General features: G+C 70.0%; 22 protein-coding genes. 12 read left to right on the forward strand and 10 right to left on the reverse strand.

Annotated features, from left to right (window positions below):
* Window positions 1-68: 68 nt before the first annotated feature.
* Both ABC271_RS06010 and ABC271_RS06015 read right to left on the reverse strand, forming a co-directional pair.
* On the reverse strand, window positions 69-824 hold the full coding sequence (locus ABC271_RS06010) for an MIP/aquaporin family protein (RefSeq protein ID WP_412923985.1): 756 nt from the start codon (window positions 822-824) through the stop codon (window positions 69-71).
* Window positions 825-943: 119 nt separating this feature from the next.
* Window positions 944-2,662, reverse strand: coding sequence for a glycerol-3-phosphate dehydrogenase/oxidase (locus ABC271_RS06015; RefSeq protein ID WP_412923986.1), 1,719 nt, complete (start codon window positions 2,660-2,662; stop codon window positions 944-946).
* Window positions 2,663-2,773: 111 nt separating this feature from the next.
* Here ABC271_RS06015 and ABC271_RS06020 point away from each other — a divergent pair, with 111 nt between their 5' ends.
* Window positions 2,774-3,739: a sugar-binding transcriptional regulator gene (locus tag ABC271_RS06020; RefSeq protein ID WP_412923987.1), complete on the forward strand. Its 966-nt coding sequence runs from the start codon at window positions 2,774-2,776 to the stop codon at window positions 3,737-3,739.
* Between the two features lie 15 nt (window positions 3,740-3,754).
* On the opposite strand, the gene dhaM is transcribed toward ABC271_RS06020, so the two are convergent.
* The 4 genes from dhaM to ABC271_RS06040 all read right to left on the reverse strand — a co-directional run bounded on the left by dhaM (window position 3,755) and on the right by ABC271_RS06040 (window position 6,890).
* Window positions 3,755-4,477, reverse strand: a complete 723-nt coding sequence (gene dhaM / locus ABC271_RS06025; protein WP_412923988.1) for a dihydroxyacetone kinase phosphoryl donor subunit DhaM — start codon at window positions 4,475-4,477, stop codon at window positions 3,755-3,757.
* Window positions 4,474-5,109: a dihydroxyacetone kinase subunit DhaL gene (gene dhaL, locus ABC271_RS06030; RefSeq protein WP_412923989.1), complete on the reverse strand. Its 636-nt coding sequence runs from the start codon at window positions 5,107-5,109 to the stop codon at window positions 4,474-4,476. The genes dhaM and dhaL overlap by 4 nt, the downstream gene beginning before the upstream one ends.
* Window positions 5,106-6,101: a dihydroxyacetone kinase subunit DhaK gene (gene dhaK, locus ABC271_RS06035; protein ID WP_412923990.1), complete on the reverse strand. Its 996-nt coding sequence runs from the start codon at window positions 6,099-6,101 to the stop codon at window positions 5,106-5,108. Before dhaK ends, dhaL begins: the two co-directional genes overlap by 4 nt.
* Window positions 6,102-6,188: 87 nt before the next feature.
* Window positions 6,189-6,890, reverse strand: a complete 702-nt coding sequence (locus ABC271_RS06040; protein WP_412926110.1) for a lysophospholipid acyltransferase family protein — start codon at window positions 6,888-6,890, stop codon at window positions 6,189-6,191.
* Between the two features lie 113 nt (window positions 6,891-7,003).
* Here ABC271_RS06040 and ABC271_RS06045 point away from each other — a divergent pair, with 113 nt between their 5' ends.
* Both ABC271_RS06045 and dxr read left to right on the forward strand, forming a co-directional pair.
* Window positions 7,004-8,014, forward strand: a complete 1,011-nt coding sequence (locus ABC271_RS06045; RefSeq protein ID WP_412923991.1) for an FKBP-type peptidyl-prolyl cis-trans isomerase — start codon at window positions 7,004-7,006, stop codon at window positions 8,012-8,014.
* A 9-nt stretch (window positions 8,015-8,023) separates the two neighbouring features.
* Window positions 8,024-9,106 carry a 1-deoxy-D-xylulose-5-phosphate reductoisomerase gene (gene dxr / locus ABC271_RS06050; RefSeq protein WP_412923993.1) on the forward strand — a complete coding sequence of 361 codons (1,083 nt, stop codon included), beginning with the start codon at window positions 8,024-8,026 and terminating at the stop codon, window positions 9,104-9,106.
* 50 nt (window positions 9,107-9,156) lie between these two features.
* On the opposite strand, the gene ABC271_RS06055 is transcribed toward dxr, so the two are convergent.
* Entirely contained in the window at window positions 9,157-10,815 is a 1,659-nt protein-coding gene (locus ABC271_RS06055) for a Mur ligase family protein (protein WP_412923994.1), read from the reverse strand.
* An 87-nt stretch (window positions 10,816-10,902) separates the two neighbouring features.
* Between ABC271_RS06055 and ABC271_RS06060 the strand changes: the two genes are divergently transcribed.
* Window positions 10,903-12,219, forward strand: a complete 1,317-nt coding sequence (locus ABC271_RS06060; RefSeq protein WP_412923995.1) for a M50 family metallopeptidase — start codon at window positions 10,903-10,905, stop codon at window positions 12,217-12,219.
* Between the two features lie 20 nt (window positions 12,220-12,239).
* Here the strand turns inward: ABC271_RS06060 and ABC271_RS06065 are convergent, their stop codons facing one another.
* Window positions 12,240-14,141, reverse strand: a complete 1,902-nt coding sequence (locus tag ABC271_RS06065; protein WP_412923996.1) for a chorismate-binding protein — start codon at window positions 14,139-14,141, stop codon at window positions 12,240-12,242.
* Between the two features lie 204 nt (window positions 14,142-14,345).
* Here ABC271_RS06065 and ispG point away from each other — a divergent pair, with 204 nt between their 5' ends.
* A complete protein-coding gene (gene ispG, locus ABC271_RS06070; RefSeq protein WP_412923997.1) occupies window positions 14,346-15,497 on the forward strand; it encodes a flavodoxin-dependent (E)-4-hydroxy-3-methylbut-2-enyl-diphosphate synthase in 1,152 nt (383 codons plus the stop codon).
* 66 nt (window positions 15,498-15,563) lie between these two features.
* Entirely contained in the window at window positions 15,564-16,757 is a 1,194-nt protein-coding gene (locus tag ABC271_RS06075; protein ID WP_412923998.1) for a benzoate/H(+) symporter BenE family transporter, read from the forward strand.
* 49 nt (window positions 16,758-16,806) lie between these two features.
* On the opposite strand, the gene ABC271_RS06080 is transcribed toward ABC271_RS06075, so the two are convergent.
* Window positions 16,807-17,619 (reverse strand): M90 metallopeptidase family protein, encoded by an 813-nt coding sequence (locus tag ABC271_RS06080; protein ID WP_412923999.1) that lies wholly within the window; start codon window positions 17,617-17,619, stop codon window positions 16,807-16,809.
* A gap of 105 nt (window positions 17,620-17,724) precedes the next feature.
* Between ABC271_RS06080 and ABC271_RS06085 the strand changes: the two genes are divergently transcribed.
* The 5 genes from ABC271_RS06085 (at window position 17,725) to ABC271_RS06105 (ending at window position 23,468) form a co-directional block, all read left to right on the forward strand.
* Window positions 17,725-18,252, forward strand: a complete 528-nt coding sequence (locus ABC271_RS06085) for an RNA polymerase sigma factor (protein ID WP_412924000.1) — start codon at window positions 17,725-17,727, stop codon at window positions 18,250-18,252.
* A complete protein-coding gene (locus ABC271_RS06090; protein ID WP_412924001.1) occupies window positions 18,249-19,388 on the forward strand; it encodes a hypothetical protein in 1,140 nt (379 codons plus the stop codon). Before ABC271_RS06085 ends, ABC271_RS06090 begins: the two co-directional genes overlap by 4 nt.
* A 230-nt stretch (window positions 19,389-19,618) precedes the next feature.
* On the forward strand, window positions 19,619-20,629 hold the full coding sequence (locus ABC271_RS06095; RefSeq protein WP_412924002.1) for a hypothetical protein: 1,011 nt from the start codon (window positions 19,619-19,621) through the stop codon (window positions 20,627-20,629).
* A 33-nt stretch (window positions 20,630-20,662) separates the two neighbouring features.
* Window positions 20,663-22,459: a proline--tRNA ligase gene (locus tag ABC271_RS06100; RefSeq protein WP_412924003.1), complete on the forward strand. Its 1,797-nt coding sequence runs from the start codon at window positions 20,663-20,665 to the stop codon at window positions 22,457-22,459.
* A gap of 187 nt (window positions 22,460-22,646) precedes the next feature.
* Window positions 22,647-23,468 carry an aldo/keto reductase gene (locus ABC271_RS06105; RefSeq protein WP_412924004.1) on the forward strand — a complete coding sequence of 274 codons (822 nt, stop codon included), beginning with the start codon at window positions 22,647-22,649 and terminating at the stop codon, window positions 23,466-23,468.
* A 6-nt stretch (window positions 23,469-23,474) separates the two neighbouring features.
* On the opposite strand, the gene ABC271_RS06110 is transcribed toward ABC271_RS06105, so the two are convergent.
* A complete protein-coding gene (locus ABC271_RS06110) occupies window positions 23,475-24,284 on the reverse strand; it encodes a DUF1206 domain-containing protein (RefSeq protein WP_412924005.1) in 810 nt (269 codons plus the stop codon).
* Between the two features lie 139 nt (window positions 24,285-24,423).
* On the opposite strand from ABC271_RS06110, the gene ABC271_RS06115 reads away from it, so the two are divergent.
* Entirely contained in the window at window positions 24,424-26,928 is a 2,505-nt protein-coding gene (locus ABC271_RS06115; protein WP_412924006.1) for a glycogen/starch/alpha-glucan phosphorylase, read from the forward strand.
* Window positions 26,929-26,990: the final 62 nt, after the last annotated feature.

The raw sequence follows: 26,990 nt of genomic DNA on the forward strand, positions 1-26,990 counted from the left end.
AGTGGGTGGAGATGGTGGACGGGAGGGGAAGAGGAGCGGGGGCGCCGTACCGACGCCCCCGCGGAGGATTACTTGCCGAGGCTGAGGAGGACCGGGGCCAGCAGGCCCGCGAGGAGACCGCCGACGAGGGGACCGACGACCGGCACCCACGAGTAGCCCCAGTCGCTCGAGCCCTTGCCCTTGATGGGGAGGATCGCGTGGGCGATGCGGGGTCCGAGGTCACGGGCGGGGTTGATCGCGTAACCGGTGGGACCACCGAGAGAGGCGCCGATACCGACCACCAGGAGCGCGACCGGCACGGCGGCAAGACCACCGATGCCGCCCGGGACGCCGATGTCGGCGACGCCGTAGTCGGCGAACCCGAAGATCACGAAGACCAGGACGAAGGTCGCGATGATCTCGGTGAGGAGGTTCCAACCGTACGAACGGATGGCGGGCCCGGTGGAGAAGACGCCCAGCTTGGCGGCCGGGTCGGGCTCTCCGTCGAAGTGCTGCTTGTACGAGGCCCAGGCGAGCACGGCGCCCACGATGGCGCCGATCAACTGCGCGGCAACCGCGATGAGGAACTGGACGAAGCTGATCTTTCCGGCGACAAGGAGTCCGATGGAGACGGCGGGGTTCAGCTGAGCGCCGGAGTACGCCGACACGATCACGCCGGCGAAGACGGCGAGACCCCACCCCCAGTTCACCATCAGGAATCCGCCGGCATTGCCCTTGGTCTTGGCCAGCGCCACGTTGGCGACCACGCCGCAACCCAGCAGGATCAGCATGGCGGTGCCGACGACCTCCGAGAGGAAGTACAGCCCCAGATTCACTTCTTGCATGTCGTCATCGACCTTTCTGTTGTGCCCGGCCGCCATCGGCTCGGACGTTTCGCGGCTCGGTAACCCGAATGTATGACCGCCGTGCGGGCGCGCAACAGACGGCGCGCCCGCACGTTCTCTCAGATTCGGGCGACTCCGGCCTCGGCGAGATCCACGCGGTGAGCGTTCCGCAGCGACGCGGTCGCCGTGGCGATCTCCTCGTCGATCCGCGCGGCATCCCAGCCCAGCGGTCCAGCGACGGCCTCCGCGACTTCGCGCAGCGTGCGCTCGGTCATCCCGCCGACGAAGGCGAGGTGGGTCCGGCGCAGCAGCACGTCGATCAGGTGGACGACCTGCTCGTGCTCGGCGATCCAGACCAGCTCTTCGCGGTAGTAACCCGGGGCGCTCTCCAGAGCGGTGGGGTCGGCGGGCAGGACCGCGAGGATCGCGTCGGCGCGGGTGCCATAGCGCTTGAGCATGGCATCCACGAGCTCGGCGGAGTGAGCATTCGTGCGCGCGGCGACCCACCGCTGCCGTTCCGCGCGGGAGGTGGGGAAGCCCTTGCCTCCGCCGATGGCGAGTCCCTGGGTGCTGACGCGGTGCGGGCGGCGGAGCTTCTGCAGCGTCTTCATGCTGAGGTGCTCGGCGAGCGCGCGGAACGTCGTCCACTTGCCGCCGACGAGGCTCATCGCCGGGGTGTCGCCGATCTCGTCGTCGACGATGCGGTAGTCACGCGAGACGAACCCGGGTGCCGTGTCGTCGTGGCGGGGGAGCGGGCGGATGCCGGAGAAGGTGTAGACGATCTGCGAGCGGTCGACGGACACCGTGGGGAACACGTGACCGATGAGGTCGAAGAAGTACTCGATCTCGTCATCGGTGCACACGACCGGCGTCGACGGGTCGGCGTCGATGTCGGTGGTGCCGACGAGGACGCGGTCCTTCAGCGGGTAGATGAGAACGATGCGACCGTCGGAGTGCTCGAAGAAGATCTCGCGGCCACCGGTGGCGGCGAGCAGTTCGGGGTTGTCGAGCACGATGTGCGACCCCTTGGTGCCGCCCATGAACTGGGTGTCCAGACCCAGCGCGCCGTTGGTGAGGTCGGTCCACGGGCCCGAGGTGTTGAGGATGACCTTGGCCGCGACCGAGAACTCCTCGCCCGAGACCTCGTCGCGAACACGCACGCCGTTCTCGTCGGCACCGACGGCCGAGACGTAGTTGACGGCCTGGGTGCGGCCACCGCCGGCGACGATCCCGTCGTGCAGGACGTCGAGCGCGATGCGCTCGGGGTCGTGCATCGAGGCGTCGAAGTAGGTGGCGGTGTAAGCGAGGTCGGGGTTCAGGCGGGGGAGTTCGGCGAGCGACTTCTTCTTGCCGAGGAATTTGTGACGCGGGACCGAGCCGCCGTCGCGCGAGAAGGTGTCGTACATGATCAGGCCGACTTTGATGAGCAGAGCGCCGCGCTCACTGGGCTTGCCGCGACCGTGGGTCACCAGTAGCCGGAACGGGGCGGACAGAATGCCCGAGAACGTCTTGTAGATCGGGATGGTCGTTTCCAGCGGCTTGACGTAGTGGGGCGCCGTCTTGAGCAGATCGTTGCGCTCGGTGACCGCTTCCTTCACCAGGCGGAACTCGCCGTTCTCGAGGTACCGGATGCCGCCGTGCACCATGTGGCTGGATGCCGACGACGCGCCGGAAACGAAGTCGCCGCGCTCGACGAGGGCGACCTTCACGCCCTGGAGGGCGAGATCGCGGAGAGTGGCGAGGCCGTTGATGCCCCCTCCGATGATGAGGACGTCGAGGTCTTCGGCGTCACGGAGCGCCTGGACATCGGCGCGAAGTGAAGAAGAGGGGGACGACATGTCGACTGCGACCTTTCGTAGGAGTACGACGAAAAGAATGCGCGCCGCTGCACGTTGTTGCAAGCCCCTTGAACAAACGTGCAGAATGGGCAACGCGAAGAAAGGGCGGGCATGACGACCCAGACCGAAGAGCGTTCGCGCGACGCGCTGCGCGCCGCGCAGCTCTACTACATGCAGGACTTGACGATGGATGCCATCGCCCACGAGATGCGCGTTTCGCGATCCTCCGTATCCCGGCTGCTCCAGCATGCCCGCGACGTCGGGCTCGTCACGATCTCGATCAGCCCGCCGGACGACGCCCGCGGACAGATGGCCCAGCGCATCGCCGACCGCTTCGGCATCACCGCTCACGTCGTGCCGACCCCGGCACGGACCTCCGAGGCCGAACGTCTCGAGCGGACCGCGCTGACGGCGGCGCGAATCCTCGCGGAACGCATCGAGTCCTCGATGACGATCGGCATCGCGTGGGGGTCGACGCTGTCGGCCATCGCGCGCCACGTCCCGGCGAAGGATGTGCACGACACCCACATCGTTCAGATGAACGGCGCGGCCAACCTCCGGACGTCCGGCATCCCGTACGCGGGCGAGATCCTCTCTCGGCTGGGGTCCGCGTGGTCGTCATCCGTGCACCAATTCCCGGTCCCCGCGCTGTTCGACGACCCGCGCACGAAGCAGGCGATGTGGCGGGAGCGGTCGGTTCGGTCGGTGCTGGAGATCCAGCAGCGGGTCGGCCTCTTCGTCTTCGGTCTCGGATCGCCCCACGCCGACGTCCCCTCGCACGTCTACAGCGGCGACTACTTCGACGAGCACGACCGCGCGATCCTCGAGCGCGAAGGCGTCGTCGGGGACTGCGCGACGGTGTTCTACCGCGTCGACGGGTCGTGGGACATCCCCGAGCTCAACGCGCGCTCCAGCGGACCCGACCTCGACACTGTGCGCCGCATCCCGCGCCGGTTCTGCGTCGTCTCGAGCCTGTCCAAGCTGACCGCCCTCCGCGGTGCGCTGGCCGCGGGCCTCATCACCGAGCTCGTCGTCGAAGAGGCGCTCGCCCGGCGTCTGCTCAGCGTGACCCGCTGAACGGACGCCGGCTGCTCAGACCTCGCCGAAGCCTTCGTCGATGAGCTTGCGCAGCTCGTCCAGCGCTGGGCGAGCCTCCGGCCCGGTCGCGGTCACTCGGACCCGTGTCCCCTGACGGATCCCGAGAGCCATCAGCGCCAGCAGGCTTCGCGCGGAAACGGCGGGGGACTCGCCGCCCACTTCGGTGATCTGCACGTCGGCGTCGTACCGGGATACCGCCTTGACGAAGGTGGCTGCGGGTCGGGCGTGCAGGCCGGACGGGTTGATGACCGTCGTCTCGAACGAGATCTCGCCGGCAGGGTCCGTCGCCGGGGCGGGGGCCGGCGCGTCGTCTGCGCCGCCGCCCAGCTGGCGCCGCTTCGCGTCGGCGGCGCCCGCGACCTCGGCGGCGACCTGTGCGAGCGTCGCGCCCCCGGCCGCGGTGACGACGGCGGCGACGAGACCCTCGACGAACGGCGCGGGGCTGAGGACCACGCGGTCGGGCGAAGTGGCGAACTCGAGCGCCATCTCCGCGCTCAGCAGCGCCGACCCGAGGTCCATCAGGACGAGCACGCCGTCTCCGGAATCCGCCGAGTCCAGCGCCTCCGCGACCGCCGTGGCATCCGTGCCGAGGTCGCCGTCGGGGCCGCCGGCGGCGACGCGAACCGTGGGCGGCTCGTCGCCGCCCATCCGCAGCGCCAGGTCGACCGCGGCCTCGGCGAGCGGACGACTGTGTGAAACCGCGACGATGCCGATCACCCGTGAGCCGCCAGCGTGTCACTCAGCGTCTGGAACAGCAGGGCCGACGAGGCGGCACCGGGATCGATGTGTCCGGCGCTTCGCTCGCCGAGGTAGCTCGCGCGCCCCTTCCTCGCCACGAGCGGTTCCGTGGCATCGCGAGCCTTCGTGGCCGCGTCCGCGGCGGCCGCGGCAGCGCCGGCGGCATCCGCCCCGGAAGCGACGGCCTCGTCCCACGCGGCGAGGGCGGGGAGCTGCGCGTCCACCATCGTCTTGTCGCCGAGTTCGGCTTTGCCGCGCGCGACCACTCCCTCGGCGCCCGCCCGGAGCGCGGCCCCGAGGGTGGAGGCATCCGCACCGTCCGCGAGCGCCGGGCCCATCCGCAGGAAGAACGTCCCGTACAGCGGGCCGCTGGCCCCGCCCACCGACGACACCAGCGTCATGCCCACGGTCTTGAACAGCTCCGCCGCCGATGCGGGCGGCGACTCGAGCTTCGCGACGACCGCATCGAGGCCGCGCGCCATGTTCGAGCCGTGGTCGGCATCGCCGATCGCGGAGTCCAGGGCGGTCAGCTCGTCGCGGTGCTCCTGGACGGCATCCCGGAACGCGCGGATCCAGGCGAGGAGGTCGTCGGTCGAGACGGCGCCGCTCATGCGCCCCACCGCAGGCCGGGCGTTACGACGGGGGCGTCCCAGAGCCGCAGGAACTCCTCGTCCGCCTTCACGACGGTGAGAGACGCTCCCGCCATGTCGAGGCTCGTGATGTAGTCGCCGATGAGGACCCGCTGGACCTCGACGCCGGCGTCGGCGAGCAGCGGTGCGATCTCGCCGTACAGGAGGTACTGCTCGATGAGCGGGGTACCACCGAGGCCCGAGAGCAGCACGATCGCGGGGCCCACCGGGTCACCGAAGTCGTGCACGATCGGGTCGACCATGAGCTTCGCGATCTCGTGGGCGGTGGCGAGCGTGACGCGGCTGCGGCCGGGTTCGCCGTGAATGCCCACCCCGACCTCCATCTCGTCCTCGGGGAGGTCGAACGTGGGGTGTCCCACCGCGGGAACGGTGCAGCTGGTGAGCGCGACGCCCATGGAGCGTCCCGCCTCGGACACGCGTCGGGCCAGCGCCGCGACGGCGTCGAGGTCGGCGCCTTCCTCGGCGAGTGCGCCGACGATCTTCTCGAGGATCACCGTCGTGCCGGTGCCGCGGCGGCCCGCGGTCCACGTCGAGTCCTGCACGGCGACGTCGTCGGCGACGACGACGGACTCGACGCGCACGCCCTCGGCGGCGGCCAGTTCGGCGGCCATCTCGAAGTTCAGCACGTCGCCGGTGTAGTTCTTCACGATGTGCAGGACGCCCGCACCCGAATCCACCGCCTGGGTCGCCGCAAGCACCTGATCGGGCGTGGGGGAGGTGAACACCTCACCGGCGGCCGCGGCGTCGAGCATGCCGCGCCCGACGAAGCCACCGTGCATCGGCTCGTGGCCCGAACCGCCGCCGGAGACGAGCGCGACCTTCCCTTCACGAGTGGGTTCTCCGCGCAGGATGACGCGGTTCTCGGTGTCGATACGAAGCTCGGGATGAGCGGCGTGGATCCCTCGCAGGGCTTCCGCCAGCACGTCGGCCGGATCGTTGACGAACTTCTTCACGGGTGCCTCCTCGTCGTGGCTGCGGCGGGTTCGGGCCCGCCTCTTCAGACCATGCTCGCCGGGAGGCGTCGCGTCAAGGGCGTCCGCTCAGATGCGCTCGTGAGGGAGGACCTGCTTGATGCGCTCGATGGCGTTCTGCGCGGGCACCTCGTTGTAGGCGTTGGCCAGTTCTTGTTCGCTGAGCGCGTGGATGGCGGCCATGATCTCGTCCGTCGCCGCTCGGCGCGCGCGACCCGAGGAGGCAGCGCCGTGGGGCGAGAGGTCGAGGGGCTCGCCGAAGCGCACGGTGATGCGCTCTTTCGTGGTGGGCACCTTCGCCCCGACGGGCATGACCTTGTCGGTGCCGATGAGTCCGACCGGCACGACCGGCGCGCCGGTCTGGAGGGCCAGGAACGCGACCCCCGTGCGGCCCTTGTAGAGGCGCCCGTCGAGCGAACGCGTGCCCTCCGGATAGAGCGCGACGGCACGACCGTCTTCGAGCAGCGCGCGCTGCTGATCGAGGGCGTCGAGGGCCGCCTGCCCCGCACCGCGTTCGACGGCGATGGCGCCGATCGCGGTGAAGAACTGCCGTGAGGCCCACTTCTCGAAGTAGGTCGACTTGGCCAGGAAGTGCACGGGGCGGGGTGACGCGACGGGAATCGCGATCGAGTCGATGAAGGAAAGGTGGTTGCTCGCGAAGATCACCGGTCCCGTGCGCGGGACGTTGTCGCGACCCTCGACGCGGGGCCGGTAGACGGCGCGCGCGAGCGGGGCGATGAAGAAGCGCCCGAGGCCGTAGGCCGCGCCCATCTGCTTCGGTGGGACGGCGGGGGTGCCGCCCGGTTCGTCGGAACTCACCCGTCGAGGCTACTGTGCGCCGCATGCGTCGCCGCGCATGAGGCTCCCAGCGGCACCAAAGCCGGATGGGGGATGATGAGACGGTTCCCGTCGTCTCCGAGAGGTCTGCCGTGCGCATCCGCCCGATCGCTTCCCTGTCCGTCGCCGCCGCCGCGGTTCTCCTCCTGGCGGGGTGCTCCGGTTCGTCGAACGAGAGCCCGACTCCGGATGCCAGTGGCTCAGCCGACGCGAGCGCCTGCCAGAGCGCGCTGTCGCAGGGCGAGGTGTCCAGCGACGTGCAGGTCTCGGGCGACTTCAAGGGCAAGGTTCAGGTCACCCTCCCGGACGGTTACGCGCCGGACGGACTCGAGCGCACCACGCTCATCGAAGGCTCCGGTCAGCAGGTGCGGGCCGGCGACGTGCTCCGCGCGAACTACACGCTCATGGATGCCGCCACCGGTGAGGTGCAGCTCGAGTCCCAGACGACGTCGCCCGACGGTATGGACACCCTGATCTCTTCGCAGCAGATCTTCGGCGCGGCTCTCGAATGCGCGACGATCGGTTCGCGCACGGTCTCGGCGTTCCCCGCGGGTGCGCTCGGTGAGGGCTCTCCGGCGTTCGTCCTCGTGGCCGACGCCATCGAGGAGCTCCCCACGCGCGCCGATGGCACCGAGGTCGCCCCGGCCGAAGGAATGCCGACCGTGACCTTCGACGACAAGGGCGCGCCCACCATCACCATGCCCGACGCCCCTGCCCCCACCGAGACGCGTGTCACGAACCTGCGCCAGGGAGACGGCGACGTGGTGAACCCCGGTGACCAGGTCATCGTGCAGTACACCGGTGCCCTCTACGACGACGGCACCGTGTTCGACTCCAGCTGGCAGAGCGGTCAGCCCGCCGAGTTCGCGACCACCGGCGTCGTCCCCGGATTCCGGAAGGCGCTCGAGGGCCAGACCGTGGGCTCGCAGGTCCTCGTGGTCATGCCGGCGTCGGACGGATACGGCGACAAGGGGCAGGGAACCATTCCCGCCAACGCACCGCTCGTGTTCGTCGTCGACATCCTCGGAGTCCAGCACGCGGCGGCGACCGGTCAGTAGGCTGAGCGGATGCGTCGCGTCGTCATCCTCGGCTCCACCGGTTCGATCGGCACCCAGGCGCTCGACGTCATCCGGGCCAACCCCGACCGGTTCGAGGTCGTCGGGCTCGCGGCCGGCAGCGACCGCGCGGGCGTCGAGGCGCAGGCGGCGGAGTTCGGCGTCGACGACATCGCGCTCGGGGCCGTCGAAGCCGAGCACCTGGTACGTGACGTGCCAGCCGAGGTGGTGCTCAACGGCATCACCGGGTCGGTCGGGCTCGGTCCCACGCTCGCTGCTCTCGAGGAAGGGCGTACGCTCGCGCTGGCGAACAAGGAGTCGCTGATCGTGGGCGGCGATCTGGTGACGCGCCTCGCCGCGCCCGGGCAGATCGTCCCCGTCGACTCCGAACATTCCGCGATCGCGCAGGCGTTGCGATCGGGCGAACCGGACGAGGTGCGTCGACTCGTGCTCACGGCATCCGGAGGTCCTTTCCGCGGTCGCTCGAGGGACGAGTTGGCCGAGGTCACGCCCGCGCAAGCGCTCGCCCACCCCACCTGGGACATGGGCCGCGTCGTGACGACCAACTCGGCGACGCTGGTGAACAAGGGCCTCGAGGTCATCGAGGCGCACCTGCTGTTCGACGTGCCGTACGAGCACATCGACGTCGTCGTGCACCCCCAGTCGATCGTGCACTCGATGGTCGAGTTCCTCGACGGATCCACGATCGCCCAAGCCTCGCCGCCCGACATGCGCCTTCCCATCTCGCTCGGCCTCGACTGGCCGAACCGGATCTCGGGCGTCGGGGTGCCGCTGGACTGGACGACCGCGACGCAGTGGACGTTCGAACCGCTCGACGAAGAGGCGTTCGGCTCCGTGGCCCTCGCCAAGCGCGTCGGCCGAGCGGGCGGCACCTACCCGGCCGTCTTCAACGCCGCGAACGAGCAGGCCGTGGACGCCTTCCACGAGGGTCGCCTGAGCTTCCTCGGCATCGTCGAGGTCATCGAGCGCGTCGTCGAGCGCCACGATGCACCGGACACGCTCACCCGCGAGTCGCTCGCCGACGCCGAGGCGTGGGCCCGCCGCACGGCCGACGCCGTCATCGCCGCACTCTGACCCGCGCCGCCGCACGGAGGTGCGCGGGGCGGCTCGAGTGGCCCGCCGACTCAGGCGGGGAAGTCGACCGGCCGCTCGGGGTCGGACGAGGGGGTGTGATCGACCGGGTACGGTACGGGCCAGTGGGGCTCGGGCACCGACCAGCCGGCCGCGCGCAACGCGCGGCGGGAGAGCTCGCGCGCCGAGTACGGGGTGCGGACGCCGCGGATGTCGCGGTAGTCCTGGTGTCCCGGGCCGGCCCACAGGATCGCGTCGCCCTCGCCGACGAGCTTCACGGCCTCGAGGATCGCGCGCTCGGGCGGGGTGAACTCGTGGATCTCGGCATCGGGCCGCGCCCGACGAGCCCCCTCCACGAGCACCTCGCGAATGGCATCCGGGTTCTCGCTCCGGGGGTGGTGGTCGGTGACGATGAGGATGTCGCTGCCCTCGACCGCGGTGCGTCCCATGTCGTGGCGCTTCGTCGCGTCGCGGTCGCCGTCGGCGCCGAACAGCATCACGACGCGGCCCGGAGTGACGCGCCGCACCGCCGCGAGCGTCTTCTCGAACGCGTCGGGGGAATGGCCGAAGTCGACGTAGACCGCCGGTCCGTCCGGACCGGACACCAGCTGGGTTCGACCGGGAAGAGAGGCGGCGATCCGGCCACCGTCGAGGGCCGCGGTCAGGGCCTCCCACGTGTGGCCGGCCTCGAGCAGCATGACGATCGCGAGGCCCGCGTTCGCCGCCATGTGTCGACCGATCACCGGGACGACGGTCGTGAGCGAGCGTCCGCCGCGGTCGCGGACGGTGAACTCCGTGCCGTCCTGGCGCTCGTCGACGATGTCGACGGTCCAGTCGGCTTCGGCGGTCGGGTCGGCGGCGATGGCGGGAGTGACGATCGTCACCGTCGGGATGTCGGCCCGCGCCGCGATCTCCGCACCCGCGGGGGAGTCCAAGCAGACGACACCGCGACGCGAGCGGTCGGAGCGGAACAGGGGAAGCTTGGCCTCGAAGTACTCGCGCATGTCGGCGTAATCGTCGAGGTGGTCGTGCGTGAGGTTGGTGAACCCCGCCACGTCGAAGAGGAGCCCGTCCACACGGTGCCGCGTCAACGCCTGCGCGCTCACCTCGACCGCGACGGCCTCGACGCCTCGCTCCCGCATGAGGGCGAGAAGCGCGTGGAACTCGGACGCCTCCGGCGTCGTGAGCCGCGACACGATGACCTCGCCCGCGATGTGTCGCTCGGCCGTCGACGACAGGCCGGTCACGACCCCGAGCTGACCCAGGATGCCCTCGAGCAGGTGCGACACGCTCGTCTTCCCGTTCGTGCCGGTCGTGGCGAGGAGCTGGGGGAGGTCGTCATCGGGACCGGTGCCGTAGACCCAGGCCGACAGGTCGCCCAGCAACGCGCGAGGGTCTTCGACCACCACGATCGGGAGACCCGTGGACGCGGCGATGTCGGCGCCCGCCTCGTCCGTCACCACGGCGACGGCTCCCCGCTCGGCGGCGACACCGGCGAACTCCGCACCGTGGCGGTTCACTCCACGGATGGCGACGAAAGCCTCACCGGCGCGCAGATCCGCGGTCGCGAGCGTGATGCCCGTGAGGACGGTCCCCTCGACGTCGCCGATGCTGCGCTCGCCGAAACGGCGGGCCAGCTCCGAGAGATCGCGGCGCGGCGGGTGCTCGGGCCGGAGGACGGGCGGGAGGTGAGAGGGCGTGTCGGTCGGCATCCCTGCCATTGTCTCATCCGCCCCCGCACAGCCCTCGCATCGGCGCCGCACGGGAGGTTCCAAGGGCGGCGGCGGTATCGTCGGCAGGTGACCGCGATCGCCTTCCTCATCGGCGTGCTCGTGCTCGTGATCGGCCTGGCCGTCTCGATCGCCCTGCACGAGATCGGGCATCTGCTGCCCGCGAAGCTGTTCGGCGTGCGCGTCGGGCAGTACATGATCGGGTTCGGCCCGACGCTGTGGTCGCGCCGCATCGGCGAGACGGAGTACGGCGTCAAGCTCCTCCCGCTCGGTGGATTCATCTCGATGTCGGGGATGTACCCGCCCGCGCCGGAAAGCGACGCGCAGCCGACGCGCCGTTCGCGCCTGTTCGCGACGATGATCCAGGACGCCCGCGATGCCAACGCCGAGACGATGATCGCCGGTACGGATCGCGTCTTCTACAAGCTCCCGGTCTGGAAGCGCGTCATCATCATGCTCGGCGGCCCCGTGATGAACCTGGTGCTGGCGTTCGTACTGTCGGCGGTCGCCTTCAGCGCCATCGGCGTCGCGCAGGGCACCACCACGGTCGCCTCCGTTTCGCAGTGCGTGATCCCCGCGAGTGCGGAGCGGTCCGACTGCCAGCCGAGCGACCCCACGGCCCCGGCGGCCGCCGCCGGTATCCTTCCGGGCGACACGATCGTCTCGATCGGCGGCACCCCGGTCTCGACGTTCGATGAGGCGGCCGCCATCATCCAGCGCTCGCCGGATCAGACCCTGCCGGTCGTGGTCGAGCGCGATGGCGCGCAGCAGACCCTCACGATCACCCCGATCACCACCGACCGTGCGGTGACGGGCGCGGACGGACAGCCCGTCGTGGACGCCGCCGGCGCCCCGCAGTACGAGACCGTCGGTTTCGCCGGCCTCAGACCGCAGTCGGCGCTCGTCCCCCAGCCCATCTGGGTGGGGCCCGAGGCGACGATCCAGCAGGTCGGGCAGGTCGCGCAGATCATGACGCAGCTGCCGGTACGCGTCTACGACACCGCGGTCGACCTGTTCACGGGGCAACCGCGCGATCCCAACGGCCCGCTCAGCGTCGTCGGCGCCGGGCGCCTCGCGGGGGAGTTCGCGGCGGTCGATGCGCCCATCCTCGCCCGCGTCCAGTCGATCATCGGGCTGCTGGCGGCGCTGAACATCGCCCTCTTCGTCTTCAACCTCATCCCGCTGCTGCCGTTGGACGGCGGACACGTCGTGGTCGCTCTGTGGGACGGCCTGAAGCGTTGGTTCGCTCGTGTGCGCGGCAGAGTCGCCCGACCGGTGGATGCCACCAAGCTCGTGCCCGTGACCTTCGTCGTGGTCGTGCTGCTCATCGGCATGGGCGGAGTCCTGTTCCTCGCCGACATCTTCAACCCCGTGCAGCTGCTGTAGGGGGCGCGATCCCCGCAGCGTCAGAGGGCGGCGGCGATCAGTCGCTCGAGTGTGCGCATGCCGTCGCGCGACAGGATCGACTCGAGGTGACCCTGGACGCTGGAGAAACGCTCGCCATGCAGGGCGTACACGTCGCCCGTGTCCTCGTCCGCCGCGATCTCGACACCCTCGGGGAGCGTCTCGGGTAGCCGGGCGGTGAAGGTGTTGTAGAACCCGATGGACGCGGGCTCCCCGAACACGTCGACGCTCTTCTGCAGGCCCTGGTGCGGCTGCGCGAGTGGCGCCAGACCGAGGCCCAGCTGATCGGCGAGGATCTGGTGGCTGAGGCACACGGCGAGCAACGGGGCCCCGTGCGACAGTCGGCGCGACACCACCGCCCGCATCGCGGTGATGCGCGCGCTGTCGTGGTCGCGCGGGTCGCCGGGGCCGGGGCCCGCGACCACGAGGTCGGCGGCATCCACCTCGGCGTCGGTCGCCTCCGACCAGTGCACGATCCGGGCGTCGAGTCCGAGGTGGCGGAGCTGATGCGCGAGCATCGTGGTGAAGCGGTCCTCGGCATCCACGACGAGGGCGGTGCGCCCCGCGAACGGGCCGGTGCCGTCGGGGTCCTGCGGGTTCATCCAGAACGGTGCGAGGCGCTCGTTACGGGATGCCAGGAGCTCGGCGATCGCGGGATCCTCGGCGAGCGGGCGGCGCGGGGCGACCGGGGCGTCCGGGTCGGCGTCGGGCGCGGCGGCCGGAGCGGAGTCGCGGGGGATCGCTCCGATCGCGCCGAGCACCCCGGCGGCCTTGCCGTGGGTCTCACCGACCTCGCCGTACGGGTCGGAGTGACGCACGAGGGTCGCTCCCACGGGGACGCGGAGGCGTCCGTCGACGAGGTACGCCGTGCGGATGAGGATGGGCGCGTCGAGGTCGTGGGTCGGCCCCTCTGTCGCGCCGTTCGGGGTGAACAGCGCGGCGACGCCCGAGTAGTACCCGCGCGGGGTGGTCTCGTGGCGCGCGATCACCGTGCAGGCGTTCTGCATCGGCGAGCCGGTGACGGTGGGCGCGAACATCGTCTCGCGCAGGATGTCGCGCGGATCGAGCGTGCTGCGGCCGCGCAGCATGTACTCGGTGTGGGTCAGGCGCGACATCTCTTTGAGGTGGGGCCCGGTGATCCGGCCGCCGTCGCTGCAGACGGCGCTCATCATCTTCAGCTCTTCATCGACGACCATGAAGAGCTCCTCGGTCTCCTTGGTCGAGCGCAGGAACTCCGCGAGCGTCTCGGCCGTCGCGCCGCCGCGCGGGTGACGGAACGTGCCCGAGATGGGGTTCATGGTGACGATGCCGTCGCGCGCGCTGACGTGCGCCTCGGGGCTCGCGCCCACCGCGATGTGACCGGGCGTCACCACGGCGAACGTCCAGTACGCGCCCTTCTCGTGTTCGAGGAGCGCGCGGAACCACGTGAGCGCCGCGACCCGCGGATCGGCGTCCACACCGGCGACGAAGTCGCGGCGGATGACGAAGTTCGCCCCCTCGCCGCGCCCGATCTCGTCGGCGATCACCCGGCGCACGATGTCGGCGTACGCCTCGTCGTCGATGTCGAACCCGGCGTCCTGCAGGGCCACGGGGGTGGAGGGGAGGGATGCCAGGGCCTCGGCGCGGGGGAGTGGCATCCGTTCCTCGATCACGAGGCAGCGCAGCGGCGCGCCGTCGTCGTGGCAGACGAATCCGCGCTCGCGCACCTGGCGGAAGGGGACGAGCGCGAGCACCTCGCGCGGCGAGCCCTCGTCGTCGATCAGCGGAATGTCGGCGAGCAGCTCGACGTCGACGACGGTGCCGGTGAGCACCTCGACCGTCGCGTCGTCGCGGGCGATCAGCGCGAACGGCTCACTACCGGCGAGGAGATCGTGGATCAAGGAGGAGGGGTCGGGCCCGGTCATCGAAGTACTTCCGTCAGTGATCGAGGGTCCGGAGCGGCCGCCGGAAACACGAAGACCGCCCCGATCCCGAGGGAGGGCGGTCTGTCGCACGCGTGCTCACCGCCTAGACGGTGGGCCACCAGCCGGTATACGCGCGCATGCCGCCGAATTTATCACAGAGCGGCCCTCAGCCCCCGCCCGGGTGGGGCGGCGTAGGCTGTGGACGTGCCTGCAGTGAACATCGGGATGCCCCGCGTACCGGAGGTCCTCGCTCCCCGTCGCAAGACCCGCCAGATCAAGGTCGGCAAGGTCCTCGTCGGCGGTGACGCCCCCGTGAGCGTCCAGTCGATGACGACCACTCCGACCACCAACATCAACGCCACCCTGCAGCAGATCGCCGAGCTCACGGCATCCGGGTGCGAGATCGTGCGCGTCGCCGTCCCGTCGCAGGACGACGCGGACGTGCTCCACATCATCGCGAAGAAGAGCCAGATCCCCGTCATCGCCGACATCCACTTCCAGCCGAAGTACGTCTTCCAGGCGATCGACGCCGGGTGCGGCGCGGTGCGCGTCAACCCGGGGAACATCCGCAAGTTCGACGACCAGGTCGGGGCGATCGCGAAGGCCGCCAAGGACGCGGGCGTCTCGCTCCGCATCGGCGTGAACGCCGGGTCGCTCGATCGCCGCCTGCTCGAGAAGTACGGCAAGGCCACCCCGGAAGCGCTCGTGGAGAGCGCGGTGTGGGAGGCGTCGTTGTTCGAAGAGCACGACTTCCACGACTTCAAGATCTCGGTCAAGCACAACGACCCCGTCGTCATGGTGAAGGCCTACCGCCTCCTCGCCGAGCGGGGAGACTGGCCGCTGCACCTCGGTGTGACCGAGGCCGGTCCCGCGTTCCAGGGAACCATCAAGAGCGCGACGGCCTTCGGCATCCTGCTGTCCGAGGGCATCGGGGACACGATCCGTGTCTCGCTGTCGGCGCCGCCGGCGGAAGAGGTGAAGGTCGGCCACCAGATCCTGCAGTCGCTCAACCTCCGCGAGCGCAAGCTCGAGATCGTCTCGTGCCCGTCCTGCGGACGCGCGCAGGTCGACGTCTACACCCTCGCCGACAACGTCACGGAGGGCCTCAAAGACATGACCGTGCCGCTGCGCGTGGCCGTCATGGGCTGCGTCGTGAACGGCCCGGGCGAGGCCCGTGAGGCCGATCTCGGTGTGGCGTCGGGCAACGGCAAGGGCCAGATCTTCGTCAAGGGCCAGGTCATCAAGACCGTGCCCGAGGCCGAGATCGTGCAGACCCTCATCGAAGAGGCCAACCGCCTCGCCGACGAGATGGGCCCGGACGCCGCCGTCGGCACCGCGCAGGTCGTCACGTCCTGACGAGTCCACCTGTTCGGCGGTGGCCCGCAGGGAGGTCGCGCCGAACCCGATAGCGTCGGAAGCCGTATGACCGCTTCCCTCGCTTCCGACGCGCCCGCCTCCCGCCCGCTCATCGCCGGTGTGGTGACCGCCCTCGTGGGATTCACGAGCACGTTCGCCGTCGTCCTCACGGGGCTCCGGGCTGTCGGCGCGACCGCGGACCAGGCCGCCAGCGGGCTCCTCGCCCTGTGCGTCGTGGTGGGATTCGGATGCCTCTTCGTCGGTGCGCGGTACCGGATGCCGATCACGATCGCGTGGTCCACCCCCGGAGTGGCCCTCCTCGCGGCGACCGGCGCGGTGGACGGCGGATGGCCCGCGGTCGTCGGCGGGTTCCTGGTGTCGGCGGCGCTGATCCTGCTCGCAGGGTTCTTCCCGCCGCTCGGCGCGCTCATCGCCCGCATCCCGCCGTCGATCGCGCAGGCGATGCTCGCGGGCGTCCTGCTTCCCTTGTGCGTGGCACCGTTCACGGGCCTGCTCTCCGATCCGTGGGGGGTCGCGCCGGTCCTCGTCGTGTGGCTCGTCGCCGCGAGGCTGCTGCCCCGGTGGGCCGTGCCGCTGGCATTCGTGGCGGCCACGGTCGTGATCGTGATCGGGATCGTCCGGTCGGGCGCGCAGGTGGACCCGGCGACCCTCGTTCCCCGCGTCGAGTTCGTGGTCCCCACCCTCACGTTCGGCTCAGTGGTCGGCATCGGCATCCCGCTGTTCGTGGTGACGATGGCGTCGCAGAACGTGCCCGGGGTCGCCGTGATGCGGAGCCTCGGATACGCGGTCCCGTGGCGTCCCGCCATGATCGTCACCGGACTGGGCTCGGCGCTCGGCGCGACCGCCGGGGCGCACGCCATCAACCTGGGGGCGATCAGCGCCGCCATCGCGGCGGGACCCGACTCCCACCCCGACCCGAACCGTCGGTGGCTCGCGAGCATCTCGGCCGGTGGATCCTATCTCGTGCTCGCGGTCCTGTCGTCGGCGTTCGCCGCGCTCGTGCTGCTGGCCCCGGCGGGGGTGATCCCCGCCGTCGCGGGTGTCGCGCTGTTCGCCGCGTTCGGCTCGGCGATCCAGCAGGCGATTGATGACCCCGGTGAGCGGATTCCTGCGGTCGTGACCTTTCTCGTCGCGGCCTCCGGTGTCGCCGTGGCCGGCGTCAGCGCGGCATTCTGGGCACTGCTGGCGGGCCTCCTCGTGCGAACGGTGCTGCACGCCGGGCGGCGCCGGGCGGACTGACGGCGCGTCGCGTTCCGCGGGGTCCGAGCGACGGTCCGCCGTCGGGCGGTCAGTCCAGACCGAACTCTGCGCGGATGCGCTCGCGTGCCCCGGCGTACTCGGGCAGAGCGGCGAAGAACGCGAACTTCTCGGCGATCACGGAGTCCGTGGTATCCGTTCCCGGTTCGACCACGTACGCCGCGAAGGTCTCGGCGAAGTCCTCGGAGGCGTTTGTCGCGGCGTAATCGTCCACGAAGTCCTCCTCGTGCGCCTGGTAGAAGTCCCACGCGACGTCGACGTCGACGTTGTCGCGCGCCGGAGCGTCGGTGTAATCGGCCCAGAACTGCTTTGCGAACCGCTCGAGGTCGGCGTCAGGGAGCAGGCATCCGGCGCCCGCCCACTCGGTGTCGCACTCCGTTGCGGTGGCGTCGGTGTCGTCGGCCCCCAGGCTCAGCATGTGGGCGTACTCGTGGACGAGCGTCGAGAGCAGCAGATCGGCGTCGTCGACGTACGCCAGATTGGTGGCGAAGACCCACTTGCTCGGGTCGGCCGCGCTCGTGACGTACGCCAGGGTGTCGCTGTCCGGGTCGTCGCCGGTCTCGTACTGGGTGATCATGGACGTCGCGAACGCGGGGGTGGTCACTCGGAGGAGGTGCTCCCAGACCAGGCCGGCCCGTGAGTCCGGGTGCGGCGTCAGCGTGCCGTCCGCGGTGACGGTGAAGACATCCGTCGTGGTGAAGTCGGGCGAGGCCTCCGTGCTGTTCCGTGTCGTGGCGAGGATGCCGGTGCCGACGCCGATCCCCGCACCGATGGCGACCCACGCCATCACGCCCACCAGGACAGCGATCGACGCGCTGAGCAGGGCGATCCAGCGGGGGCGCATGCCCTCACCCTAGGTTGTGCGCGCGGGTTCGGGGACGTTGCCGTTTCGTTATCGAACCTGCCTCGCCGGAGGGAACCGATCGGCGTCTGCCGGACACTGAAGAGTGTGGGAGATGACGAGGCCGGGCTGTGGGCTCGGGTGCGCCTGGGGGATGAGCTTGCGCTCGCGGGGTTGTTCGATCGGTATGAGGGGCGGTTGTTCCGGCATGCGTCGCGGTTGTTGACGCATCGGGAGGATGCGAAGGATGCCGTGACGGTGGCGTTCTTCGAGTTGTGGCGTAAGCGTGCGTCGGTGCGGCTGGTCGATGGGTCGCCGTTGCCGTGGTTGTTGAACACGGTGGCGCATTGTGCGCGGAATCTGGAGCGGTCGGGGCGTCGGTATCGGGCGTTGTTGGATCGTGCGCCGGTTGCCGAGCCGGTGTCGCACGAGCAGGACGACAGCGACGTGATGGCGGCGTTGAAGCGTTTGCCGGAGCGGGAGCAGTCCGTGGTGGTGCTGTCGGTGTTGGAGGGGTTTTCTGAGCGCGAAGTGGCGCAGGCCCTCGGCATCCCGGCGGGGACGGTGAAGTCGCGGTTGGCGCGGGCGAAAGCGAAGCTCCGTGACGATCTGGCCCGGGAAGGGGTGCAGGCATGAACGACGAATTGACGCCCGATGAGCGGGCCGCTTTGCGCTCTCGCATTCTCGGCGGAGCGCGCGATATCAAGCCGGCCGGTGCGCACCGGAACGCGTGGATCGCGGGGTCGATCGCGGCGGTTCTGGTGGTTGCCATCGCCGGCGGTGTGGTCGCGACGTCGACGCTGTCAGCACCGCAGATCGCGGAGACCCCGACGCCGACGCCGGTGACCACCGAGACCGTCCCGCCGAGTCCCACTCCGCCCCCGACGTCCGTGCCGACCCCCGCCGCGACCGCCGTGACGGCAGTTGGACGCGCACCGTTCGGCGACTCGTGCGACAACGTCCTCACGTCGGAGCAACTGGCCGCGGCCACGGGTCATCCGATGTACGACGTCACTTTCATCCGGCATGACACCAGGGCGACGGTGCGGGGTGGCGTCTTCTGTGCGTGGGTGTCATCCGATGAGCGCTGGGCCGCGACCGTGAACGTCGCCGTCCTTCCGTCGACGGAATCGCTCCCCGCGCCCGAATCCGACCAGTTCGCTACCGAGGGATGTGACGAGAACGGCCGTTGCACACTCACCCGGGTCGAAGACGGGGTGCGGGTCTGGGTACAGGTCTGGGCGAAGCTCACAACACAGTCGCCCGACGTCACCGCCACGCGGTCCAGCACCCTGCTCGACCAGATCTTCGCGAGAGCGGGCGACTATCCCGCGGGCGTCACAGCGACCCCGACGTCGGCGTGGTGGTCTCCGTGGGACTGCGTGGATGTGACGTCGTGGATAGATCCGACCGTGTCCGGCTACGACACCGCGACGAGCGTGACCGCGGAGCCGGACACTGCGAAGGCGGACGGAGCCTGCACGATCACTCTGTCTCGACCGACGTCGACATGGGACGCTCAGGTCTGGCTCGTACCCGGCGGTGCTGTCGGTCTCGACCAGATGGTCGCCGCCGCGGACAGATCGACTCCCGTGACGGTGTCAGGAGCCGTCGAGGCGTACTCGGTGACGGTCCTCGCCAAGGTCGACGATGGTGGCGCGTCCTTCCTGTGGGTCAGCGACGGCACGAACCTGCTCGTCGTCACGCCTTCATCGTTGGAGGAACCGGATGTCGCGATCCAGCTCGCAGAGCAACTCCTCGCCCGGCTCTGACATGGCAGATGACGAGGCCGGGCTGTGGGCTCGGGTGCGGCAGATGGCACGTGGGCCCGGTTCTCGCTGCCCACGGAGGCCAGGTCTGCGGAACTGACGTCCATCGCCTCGCAGATCGCGTCGACGATCGTTCAGGCCGTGTATCGGATACCGTGACCGTGGCGTTCTTCCCCGTGGAAGCGTACCTACGCCTCGGCGCTGATCAGGGGGTTCCATCGTTGGAGAGGTTCTTGACGCGCAGGAACGCCTGGATCGCGGGGTCGATCGTGGCGGTGCTCGTGGTTGCCGTCGCCGGCGGTGTGGTCGCGACGTCGACGCTGTCGGCACCGCAGATCGCGGAGACCCCGACGCCGACGGCGACCGTCGCGCCGGTGGTCCCGACCCCCACCCCGACCCCGAGCGCCACCCCGTCGAGCACCCCGGTCGTGGCGTTCGACGGGGACTGCGGGAATGCGATGAGCGAGAACGACGTGTCGGCTCTCGTCGGCGTGCCCATGGTCCTCTCGAACGGTCTCGCAGCGGGGGATGCCCGGGTGCTGGGGGGTGTCGCCTGTCAGTGGCGCGCAGGAGGCGAGCAGTACCAGGCGGTCGGAGTCGACGTCTTCCCCGCTGCGGTCGTTCCCGAATCCGTCCGGGGCTCCCTTGGCGTACCGTCCGACTGCAAGATGGGTGGCCTCGCGTGTCGCTCCACCGAGCGATTCGGGGACGCGATCGTGTCGGCGTGGGGTGCGCGCGATGACGAGGTCGCGGCATTGCTCGAGGCGGTGGGACCTCGCGCCGCCGCGTCACCCGGCCGGCCCGGCACCATCCCCTCAGGCGCGTGGGCCCTCCCTGACTGTGCCGATGTTCTGAAGATCGCCGAGGCGGCCCGCGGGCGGGGGGATCTCGTTCCTCATCAGGGTGATTTCTTGCCGAACGGTCTGGCGTGGGACGTCATGAGCGCCAACGGCGCCGCCGGTTACTGCGCGGTGGACAACCGATCGGCGATCAACGTCGCGAGCGTGGTCGACATCTTCTTCGGTCCCGGTTCGTCGCCCGATCTCGCCGAGATCGCCCGGAGCTCGGGCTCAGAGACGGTCGTTGCCGGGGCGGATGCGGCCTGGTTCTTCCCGGAGTTGACGCCTTCCTTCGATTACCTCCTCGTTCAATCCGGGCCGAACGTCCTGATGATCGGAACCAAGGCCATGATCGAGGAGGAGATGGCGCAGCTCGCGGCCGGCCTGATCGCCGCGCTCGGCTGAGCCGTGGCATCCACCGCTCTAGACTCGATGATCGTGGTCACCCGTCTCTCGAACTACTTCCTCCGCACGCTCCGCGAAGACCCCTCGGATGCCGAGGTCACGAGCCACCGCCTGCTCGTGCGCGCCGGCTACATCCGTCGCAACGCCCCGGGCATCTTCGCGTGGCTGCCGCTGGGACTGAGGGTCAAGGCCAAGATCGAGACGGTCGTCCGCGAGGAGATGGCGAACGCCGGGGCGTTCGAGGTGCACTTCCCTGCGCTGCTGCCCCGTGAGCCCTACGAGGTCACGGGCCGCTGGGAGGAGTACGGCGACGCGCTGTTCCGCCTGCAGGACCGCAAGGGTGCCGACTACCTCCTCGCCCCCACGCACGAGGAGATGTTCACGCTCCTGGTGAAGGACCTGTACTCGTCGTACAAGGACCTGCCGCTGACGATCTACCAGATCCAGGACAAGTACCGCGACGAGGCGCGTCCCCGCGCCGGTCTCCTGCGCGGTCGCGAGTTCACGATGAAGGACGCGTACTCGTTCGACGCGACCGATGCGGGACTGGATGCCTCGTACCAGGCGCAGCGCGACGCGTACGAGCGGATCTTCCAGCGCCTCGGGCTCGAGTACGTCATCGTCGCGGCGGACGCCGGCGCGATGGGCGGGTCGAAGTCGGAGGAGTTCCTGCACCCGACACCGATCGGCGAGGACACGTTCGTGCGTTCGGCGGGCGGGTACGCGGCCAACGTCGAGGCGTTCACGACGGTGGCGCCCGAGGCGCTGCCCATCGAGGGGCAGCCCGCGCCGGTGATCTTCGACTCGCCGAACACGCCCACGATCGCGACCCTCGTCGACCACGCCAACGCGGTGTTGGACGCCCCGGCTCCCGGCGTCGCAGGCCCCGCCACCGCGGATGCCGCCGAGTGGACGGCCGCGCACACGCTCAAGAACGTGGTGCTCGCCCTCACGCACCTCGACGGCACCCGCGAGATCGTCGTCGTCGGCCTCCCGGGCGACCGCGACATCGACGACAAGCGCGTCGAGGTGGCGTTCGCGCCGGCCGAGGTCGAGGCCGCCACCGAGGCCGACTTCGAGAAGAACCCGCTCCTGGTGAAGGGGTACATCGGTCCCTGGTCGGAGACCGGCGCCATCCTCGGCAAAGAGTCCGCGACCGGCATCCGGTACTACCTCGACCCGCGCGTGGTGGACGGCACCGCCTGGATCACCGGCGCCAACATCGACCAGAAGCACGTGCACTCGCTCGTCGCGGGTCGTGACTTCGCCGGCGATGGCTTCGTCGAGGCCGCGACGGTGCGCGCCGGCGACCCCGCCCCCGACGGCTCGGGCCCGGTGGAACTCGCCCGCGGCATGGAGATCGGCCACGTGTTCCAGCTCGGCCGCAAGTACGCCGAGGCCCTCGGCCTGAAGGTGCTCGACGAGAACGGCAAGCTCGCCACCGTCACGATGGGGTCCTACGGCATCGGCGTGACGCGCATCCTCGCGATCATCGCCGAGCTCAACAACGACGACAAGGGCCTCATCTGGCCCCCGTCGGTCGCCCCGTTCGACGTGCACGTCGTCGCGACGGGTCGGGATGCCGTGGCCTTCGACCTGGCCGCGTCGGTGTCGGAGCAGCTCGAGGGCGCCGGACTCGACGTCCTCTACGACGACCGCCCCAAGGTCTCGCCGGGCGTGAAGTTCGGCGACGCCGAGCTCGTCGGCATCCCGCGTATCCTCATCGTCGGTCGCGGCGCGGCCGACGGAGAGGTCGAGCTGTGGGACCGCCGTACGGGGGAGCGCGAGACGCTGCCGGTCGAGGCGGCGATCGCGCGTCTGCGCCCCTGAGCGCTGCTCTCGGATCTCCCATCTCTCACGCCGCGTCCGTCCGTGCGCCCCACGGATTCGCCGAGACGTCATCACGCTGACGAGTCCCTTGCATCCTGCCGCGCGGATGTCGGCGCGATGACGTCTCGCGGATCAGGAGGGGGACGCAACGCGCCGACGGGCGCCGACCGCGGATAGCGTGGATGCCATGATCTCCGCGCCCCGCGTCCCCCTGTCCGACGGCTCCTCCATCCCGCAGCTCGGGGTGGGGACGTACAAGGTACCCGCCGAGGTCACCGCGGATCTCGTCGCCGGGGCGCTCGCCGCGGGATACCGACACGTCGACACCGCCGCGCTCTACGGCAACGAGCGGGAGGTCGGCGAGGGGATCCGGGCTGCCGGGATCGCGCGCGACGACGTCTTCGTCACGACGAAGGTGTGGAACGACGATCAGGGGTTCGACGAGACGCTTCGCGCCTTCGACGTGAGCGCCGAGCGGCTCGGACTCGGACACGTCGACCTGTACCTCATCCACTGGCCGATCCCCAGCGCCGACCGGTACGTCGACACGTGGCGTGCGCTGGTGCGCCTGCGCGAAGAGGGTCGTGTCACCTCCATCGGGGTCAGCAACTTCTCGCCCGCCCACATCGAACGCCTCCGCGACGAGACGGGAGTGCTGCCCGTCATCGACCAGGTGGAGCTGCACCCCCGCTTCCCGCAGAACGAGCTCGTGGAGTGGAACACGGCGCACGGCATCGTCACCGAATCGTGGGCGCCGCTGGCGCGCGGCGGCCTGCTCGAGGAGCCGGTGCTCGCCGACATCGCGGCCCGCTACGGCAAGACGCCGGCGCAGGTCGTCATCCGCTGGCACCTCGACCGCGGCCTCGTCGTGTTCCCCAAGTCCGTGTCTCTCGACCGCCTGCGCGAGAACGGCGACGTGTTCGATTTCGCCCTCGACGCCGCCGACCACGCCCGGATGGCGACGCTCGAGACGGGAGAGCGGACGGGGCGGAACCCCGACCTGGACTGACGGGCGTCAGGCGTCCAGGCGTGCGTAGCGCGCACGAAGAACGGTGAACAGGCCGTAGGCCAGGAATCCCGCGCCGACCAGCGCCGCGAGGAGAGGTCCGGCGGGGAGCGCGACGACGGCCGTCACAGCGCCGTCGAGACCGCCCGCGGTGTCGGGCTCCACGCGGATCGCGGCGACGACCAGAAGGATGCCCACGATCACCAGCGCCACGCCCTTCGCAAGGAACCCCGCCATCCCGAGCGCGGTCAACGCGACTCCACTCGTTCCATCGGGGATCCGGACTTTGGTGCGGAAGGATCGGCGCACGCCCATCCAGACGAAGCCGATGCCCACCGCCGCGACGACCACGCCGACGGCCCCGAGGACGAAGCCGCCGATCGGAAGATGCAGTACGCCCGCGCTGATTCCTTCGGCCGCCTGCTCCGCGTGGGGGCGGGCGCCCAGGGCGACGGATGCCGAGACCACCCCGACGGCGAGGAACACGATGCCCTGCGGTGCCTCGGCAGCGATGCGTGCGAGCCGTCGTGGGCCGGAGAGACCGCGGGGCGCGACGGCCTGCAGCAGATGCCAGGCGCCGAGGGCGACGAGGCCGACGGCCAGAGCCCACAACCCGACGGCTCCGAGGGGAAGCGCCGCGAGGGCGCGGAAAGCTCCGGTCTGATCAGTGTCCTCGGCGGCGCCCGTTCCCACCGCGATGACACGCCCGCCGATGAGGAGGTGCAGGATGCCGTTGGCGGCATACCCCGCACGAGCGGCGAGGCGGAATCCGGGGTTTGCCTCGGCGTCGCGGGCGAGGACGCGGGCGGGGGAGGGCATTGGGGAACCGTACGCGTCCTCGCCCGTTGCGACAAACCCCGGGCGTGGGATGCGTCGGCCATGCGGCGGCGAGGTGAAGATCCTGTGTCGATGCCGATCCCTCTTGGCGCGCACGGGCGGTTCTCATTACGGTCGAACCGTGCCCGAGAACACTTCCTCCGCGTCCGAGCCCCGTCCGACTCACCCGCTCGCGCTCGCCCCCGTGGCAGCGCCTCCGGCATCGGTCGATGGCTTCGTCCGCCGCTTCCTGCAGAACCTCAACTTCGACCAGGGCGTGGCGCTGTCGACCTCCGACGACAACGACCGTTACCTGGCGCTGGCAGGCACGGTCCGCGACTACCTCATGGCCCGCTGGCTGGACGACCAGGCGCAGCAGAGCCGCCAGCAGTCCAAGACGGTCTGCTACCTCTCGGCCGAGTACCTGCTCGGGCGTCAGCTCGACAACAACCTCCTCGCCGCGCGGTTGACCGACATCGCCACCGAAGCGCTCGCGCAGTGCGGGATCGACATCGACGAGCTCCGCGCCCTGGAGATCGAGCCCGGTCTCGGAAACGGCGGCCTCGGCCGGCTCGCCGCCTGCTTCATCGACTCGCTCGCGACGATGAGCATCCCGACGATCGGGTACGGCATCCGATACGAGTACGGCATCTTCCGCCAGGCCTTCGCCGACGGCCAGCAGATCGAGCAGCCCGACGCCTGGCTGCGGCTCGGCTCGCCGTGGGACTTCCCGCACCCCGAGGCGGCACAGACCATCTCGTTCGGTGGACGCACCGAGACCTACGACGACGGCGGCGTCGAACGGACGCGTTGGGTACCCGACTGGAACGTGCTCGCGGTGCCGTACAACATGATGGTCCCCGGCTACCACAACGGGCGCGTCAACACCCTCCGTCTGTGGCGTGCGGTCGCGACCAACGCCTTCGACCTCCACACCTTCAACTCCGGCGACTACGTCGAGTCGGTCCGCGCGCAGACCTTCGCCGAGAACATCTCCAAGGTGCTCTACCCCGAGGACTCCACCCCGCAGGGCAAGGAGCTGCGCCTCCAGCAGCAGTACTTCTTCGTCGCGGCATCCATCGCCGACTTCGTCGAGAACGTGCTGCCCGAGGGGTTCGACCTCGCGAACCTCCCCGAGCGCGTCATCTTCCAGCTCAACGACACCCACCCCGTGATCGGTGTGCCCGAACTCATGCGCGTGCTCGTTGACGAGAAGGGGATGGAATGGGATGCCGCGTGGGCGATCACGCAGAAGTGCTTCGCCTACACGTGCCACACGCTGCTGCCGGAAGCACTGGAGGTCTGGTCGGTCGACCTGCTGGGCCGCCTGCTCCCGCGCCACCTGGAGATCATCTACCGCATCAACGACGAGTTCCTGCTCGAGGTGCGCGAGCGCTTCGGCGACGATGAGATGCTCATCCGCGACATGTCGATCATCGGTGAGCACCCGTTCCGCTCGGTACGGATGGCCTATCTCGCGACCGTCGCGGGATCCAAGGTCAACGGCGTCGCCGAGCTCCACTCGCAACTCCTGCGCGACAACGTGCTGAAGGACTTCGCGCGCATGTGGCCGGAGAAGTTCACCAACGTCACGAACGGCGTGACCCCGCGCCGCTTCCTGCGCCTGGCGAACCCCGAGCTGTCGACCCTCATTACCGAGACGCTGGGCGCGGGGTGGACGGTCGACCTCGAGCGCCTCCGCGGTCTCGAAGCGTTCGCCGACGACCCCGAGTTCCGCGAGCGGTTCGCGGCGGTCAAGGCGTCGAACAAGCGCCGTCTCAGCCGCGTCCTGGCCGCCCGCGACGGAATGACCCTCGACGACGGGCACCTGCTCGACGTCATGATCAAACGCCTCCACGAGTACAAGCGTCAGACGCTCAAAGTGCTGCACATCGTGAGCTCGTACGACGGCATCGTCTCGGGGCGCGTGTCCGTCGACGATGTCCAGCCCCGCACGTTCCTCTTCGGCGCCAAGGCCGCCCCCGGGTACGCGATGGCGAAGCACATCATCCACCTCATCAACGCCGTCGGCGAGGTCGTCAACGCCGACCCCCGGGTGCAGGGGCGACTCAAGGTGCTCTACCCGGCGAACTACAACGTGACGCTCGCCGAGAGCATCATCCCGGCCGCGGATCTCTCCGAGCAGATCTCGCTCGCGGGCAAGGAGGCCTCGGGCACCGGAAACATGAAGCTCGCCCTCAACGGCGCGCTCACGATCGGCACCGACGACGGCGCCAACGTCGAGATCCGCCAGCTCGTGGGAGACGACAACTTCTTCCTCTTCGGCATGAGCGAGCCCGAGGTCGAAGCCCTGTGGGCGGAGGGGTACCGTCCCGCCGACTTCTACCACGAGGACGACCGCCTGCGCCGAGCGATCGACCTAATCGCTGCGGGAACGTTCTCGGACGGGGACCGCACGGTGTTCGAGCCCCTCATCTCGAACCTGCTGTACGACGACCGGTTCATGGCGCTCGCCGACTTCGGCTCGTACGTCGATGCGCAGGAGCGCGTCGACCTCGCCTACGCCGATCAGGACGCGTGGGTGCGCTCCGCGATCCTCAACGTCGCCCGCAGCGGCTTCTTCTCCTCCGACCGGGCGATGCGCGATTACCTCGACCGCATCTGGCACGCGACTCCCGTCAACTGAGCGGACACGGATGCCACGACCCCGGGTCGTGGCATCCGTCCCGCTCTGGCAGGAAGACGCCG

It is taken from the genome of Microbacterium canaveralium (assembly GCF_047238045.1).
Lineage (GTDB): Bacteria > Actinomycetota > Actinomycetes > Actinomycetales > Microbacteriaceae > Microbacterium.